Consider the following 4,156-nt stretch of genomic DNA (forward strand, 5'->3'; position numbering starts at 1 on the left):
CTGACAGCTGACGTCATTAGTAACCTTGGAAGAGCATCTTTAGTGTACTAAGCACTATTACCATGCTCTAATAATTGGTAATTGCGATCGGCTATCAAACTAGAGCAGCCAGAATAATATATAGAATCATCACCGCAATAGTCTAGGCCAGACCATGACTGAGATAGTACCTCGAGTCAAATTACCTCCTCCCTTCCCTGACCACACCCAGCTACCGGAGTCAGATGGTACATTCGTGAAAAACTTTCAAGAGCATCCCCAAAGCATAATTCTAACGGATTCGATGGGAGAGATCTTACAACAGCGACATCCTGATGGACAATATGCCATTGGGCAAGACTGTGGTATCTACTGGCGAGAAACTGACCCACCTGAAAAAGGAGCCGAAGCGCCTGATTGGTTCTATGTGCCCAATGTCCCTCCTCAGCTAGATGGTAAAATTCGTCGCTCCTATGTGGTGTGGCGGGAACATATAGCACCATTAATTGCATTAGAATTCGCCAGTGGCAATGGCGAGGAAGAACGGGACAAAACCCCGTTATCCCTCTCGACTCAAGGAGAAGTAACTAAGCCAGGGAAGTTTTGGGTATATGAGCAAATTATCCGAATTCCCTACTATGGTATTTATCAAATCAACAATGGCTCTCTTGAAGTCTATACCTTGGTCAGTGGGTTTTATCAGAAATTAACCCCTAATGAACGAGGGCATTATTCTATTACACCCTTGGGTGTAGAACTAGGCTTATGGCAAGGAAGTTATCAGAATCAAACTCAACTGTGGCTAAGGTGGTGGGATGAGCAAGGAAATCTGTTGTTGATTGGTGATGAACGAGCTGTTCTCGAAAGGGAAAGAGCTGAACAGGAGCGACAACGTGCTGAAGAAGCAGAGTCTATAGTCGAGCAGGAGCGCCAACGAACTCAAGCTGCTTTAGCAAGAGCGGCTCGGCTGGCTGAGCAGTTACGAGCAGCAGGTATTGACCCTGATCTTGAAGATACTGTTTAGCACTTAACCAAACACTTAAAAGATTATTGATACAAAAGTATACAATTAGACGGATAGAAGGAAATTTTTGTAATGTTTTGTTGCTTTGTTTCTCATAAATGGGACTAGAGTGTCAAATAGCTTTTATCGTCTAAATTGGTTAGTCAATTCATAAACGACAAGACCAATAATTTTAAGTCCTTGTTATTGATAAGGAGATTTTAATGCTAGACGCTTTTTCAAAAGCCGTAGTTGCTGCCGATTCCGCCGGTGGATTTGTTGGCGGTGCTGATTTAGATGCTCTAAAGGGATTTGTTGCTGATGGCAACAAGCGCCTTGATGCTGTCAATTTTATCGCCAGCAATGCTAGCTGTATCGTTACTGATGCGGTTGCTGGTATCGTTTGCGAGAGCCCTGGTTTAGTTGCTCCCGGTGGCGGTGTTTACACCAACCGCAAGATGGCTGCTTGTCTACGGGATGGCGAAATCGTCTTGCGTTATGTGTGCTACGCCGTTCTCAGCGGAGATAGTTCTGTACTGACTGACCGTTGCTTGAATGGTCTTAAGGAAACCTACGCTGCTTTGGGCGTTCCCACTGGTAATACTTCCCGGGCTGTGGGCATCATGAAGGCTGCTGCTGTGGCTTTTGTTAACAACACTGCATCTCAACGCAAAGAGTCTGTTACTGCTGGTGATTGTGCCTCTTTGGCTGCAGAAGTCGGTGGCTACTTCGATGCAGTCGGCAGTGCTATTAGCTAGTCTCCCTGCTTAGGAGAATTTAAATTACACTGACCTTTTGCCGAAATCAATTTTAAGACAGGAGATATCTTAATTATGAAATCAGTGTTAACCACTGTTGTTGCTTCCGCTGACCTGGGAGGTCGTTTTCCTAGCGCTTCTGACCTAGAATCAGTTCAAGGCAGCTTGCAACGTTCTGCTGCTCGTATGGAAGCTGCTGAAAAGTTGGCAGGTAACTACGACGCTGTAGCTCAAGAAGCTGTTGATGCTATCTATAAAAAGTTCCCTAACGGTAGTGGTCGGGACATTGATGCAGGTACTCAGAAAGAAAAGTGCAAGCGTGACATCGTTCACTACCTGCGTTTGATCAACTATTGCCTAGTTGTTGGTGGTACTGGTCCTCTGGATGAGTGGGGTATTGCTGGCGCTCGTGAAGTCTACAAAGCCCTAGGCATCGATGCCGCTACCTATGTTACTGGTTTGACCGTCCTCCGGGATCGTGGCTGCGCTCCTCGTGATATGTCTGCCCAAGCCTTGGTTGAATACCGGGGTTACCTTGACTATGTAATCAACTCCATGTCATAGGATTATTGCTATCCACTGTCTGTAGTGGCTAGCTGCCTCTAGTACTTTCGACTAAAGGGGTATCTTAGGAGAGTGCTGTGCCTGAAGCAGGTTCAGCACTTTCCTAAGAACCCCTTAGTTGTTGTTATCGAAAATCCTGAATCAAGTTAGTTTTCTCTAACTCAGGTTATAGACTGATGTCTACTCATATTTTTGTAAGCAGTCAGCAGTCAGCAGTCAGCAGTCAGCAGTCAGCAGTCAGCTTTATGAATCCCTGACAGCAGAGATAACAGAGATTAAACGAATGCTTACCTATTTTATTCAAAAGCACCTCAATTAGCGTGGGCTATGGGCATAAGCTGATAGCTGATAACTGATAGCTGATAACTGTTCGCGTAGCGTGTGCGTAGCACATAAGCTGATGGCTGAATGCTTACCTATTTGTATACTGATATTTACTACTATCTACTAATGTCTACAGAAGAGTTATATCAACAATTAAAACATAAAAATCCTAGACTCAGAGAAAGAGCCATGCGGCAGATTGCAGCAGAGCGCACCGAGAATACTATTCCTGAGTTGATGGCAATTTTGGGTGATGAGGATGTGGTTTATCGGCGAGCAGCAGTGCAAACTCTAGGTGTGATTGGTCTTGATGCTGTACCGGTATTGGCAGAAACTTTAACAACCAGTGAAAATAACACTGTACGAGCTAGCTGTGCTAAAGCGCTGGCTGCGATCGCTCTTAACTACTCAGAAGAAACCTTCCCAACTGTGGGGTTGCAGAGTCTACAAACCGCCCTTAAAGACCCAGATCCCGTTGTCAAAATATCGACAGTTGGCGCACTGGGAACCATTGGTCCACCAGCTTTTGAAGCCCTAGTGGCTGCTTTGGACATCGATGATATTGCCCTTCAAGTTGCTGTGCTACATGCCCTAGGTTCTTTGGGAGATGAGAGAGCTATGGAAGTGCTATCTGCTACCGCTGAAAATCAGGAAGCCGACCCCTATATCCGAGAATCAGCGGCTAGTTCGATATCACGCTTGGAACAGGTGATCAACTTTGGTTCAAGCAGAAAACGATCTCCATAATAAGACCAGAATAATCCAATTATTTGTTGTCCTTGAATGCCAAAACTATCCCCAAAACTATCAACTAAGAAAGCCAGGGGACTTGACATTATTATTGATGCTTTCGGGCACTAACTAAAACAATCTCCGGCTACGCCTCTTATTCAACTCTGCTTTGCCAAGGGTTGCCCAACGCTTTAACTCAACAATTTGTTTTTGTAAAGTGGCGATACGATCCTCTTGCTCTTGATTATGCTGTGTCAAAGACTCATAACTCTCGGTAGGTTGATTAGCGGGAGATTGTTGCTCAGACAACTGATGCTCTAACTCAGCAATACGCTTCTCTTGGTCTTGAGTTTGCTGCTGTAGAAACTGATTACTTTCTACTTGTTGCGCCGCCTGAGATTTTTGCTCTGCGAGCTGCTTCTGTAACTTTTCGACCAGATTAGATTTTTCTTGAGCCTGCTGTTGTAAAGACTGATAGCTTTCGGTTTGTTCAGCAGTTTCAGATTTTTGCTCGGCTAACTCCTTCTGTAATTTCTTAACCAGAGTAGCTTGCTGTTGAGTCTCCTGTTGTAAAGACTGATAGCTTTCGGTTTGTTCAGCAGTTTCAGATTTTTGGTCAGCTAGCTGCTTCTGTAATTTCTTAACCAGAGTAGCTTGCTGTTGAGTCTCCTGTTGTAAAGACTGATAACTTTCTGTCTGTTCAGCAGTTTCGGATTTTTGCTCGGCTAGCTGCTTCTGTAATTTCTTAACCAGATTAGATTGCTCTTTAGCCTGCTGTTGTAAAGACTGATAGCTT

At 44.6% G+C, this 4,156-nt stretch carries 4 protein-coding genes and 1 pseudogene; 4 read left to right on the forward strand and 1 reads right to left on the reverse strand.

All coding sequences use genetic code 11. The features are described from left to right. Positions 1–154: 154 nt before the first annotated feature. From F6K38_RS36290 to F6K38_RS36305, 4 genes are all read left to right on the forward strand, one after another. Positions 155–1,003 carry a Uma2 family endonuclease gene (locus tag F6K38_RS36290; protein WP_071106827.1) on the forward strand — a complete coding sequence of 283 codons (849 nt, stop codon included), beginning with the start codon at positions 155–157 and terminating at the stop codon, positions 1,001–1,003. 203 nt (positions 1,004–1,206) lie between these two features. After that, the gene (cpeB, locus tag F6K38_RS36295; RefSeq protein WP_287248235.1) at positions 1,207–1,740 is read left to right on the forward strand and encodes a phycoerythrin subunit beta; all 534 of its coding nucleotides are present in this window, start codon (positions 1,207–1,209) and stop codon (positions 1,738–1,740) included. Positions 1,741–1,815: 75 nt separating this feature from the next. Continuing rightward, positions 1,816–2,304: a C-phycoerythrin subunit alpha gene (cpeA, locus tag F6K38_RS36300; protein ID WP_287248232.1), complete on the forward strand. Its 489-nt coding sequence runs from the start codon at positions 1,816–1,818 to the stop codon at positions 2,302–2,304. A 408-nt stretch (positions 2,305–2,712) separates the two neighbouring features. Beyond that, positions 2,713–3,375, forward strand: coding sequence for a HEAT repeat domain-containing protein (locus tag F6K38_RS36305; protein ID WP_008183166.1), 663 nt, complete (start codon positions 2,713–2,715; stop codon positions 3,373–3,375). 114 nt (positions 3,376–3,489) lie between these two features. Here F6K38_RS36305 and F6K38_RS36310 read toward each other — a convergent pair. After that, a pseudogene (locus F6K38_RS36310) lies at positions 3,490–4,156 on the reverse strand (hypothetical protein); the annotation flags it as partial.

It is taken from the genome of Moorena sp. SIO3B2 (genome assembly GCF_010692525.1).
Lineage (GTDB): Bacteria > Cyanobacteriota > Cyanobacteriia > Cyanobacteriales > Coleofasciculaceae > Moorena > Moorena producens.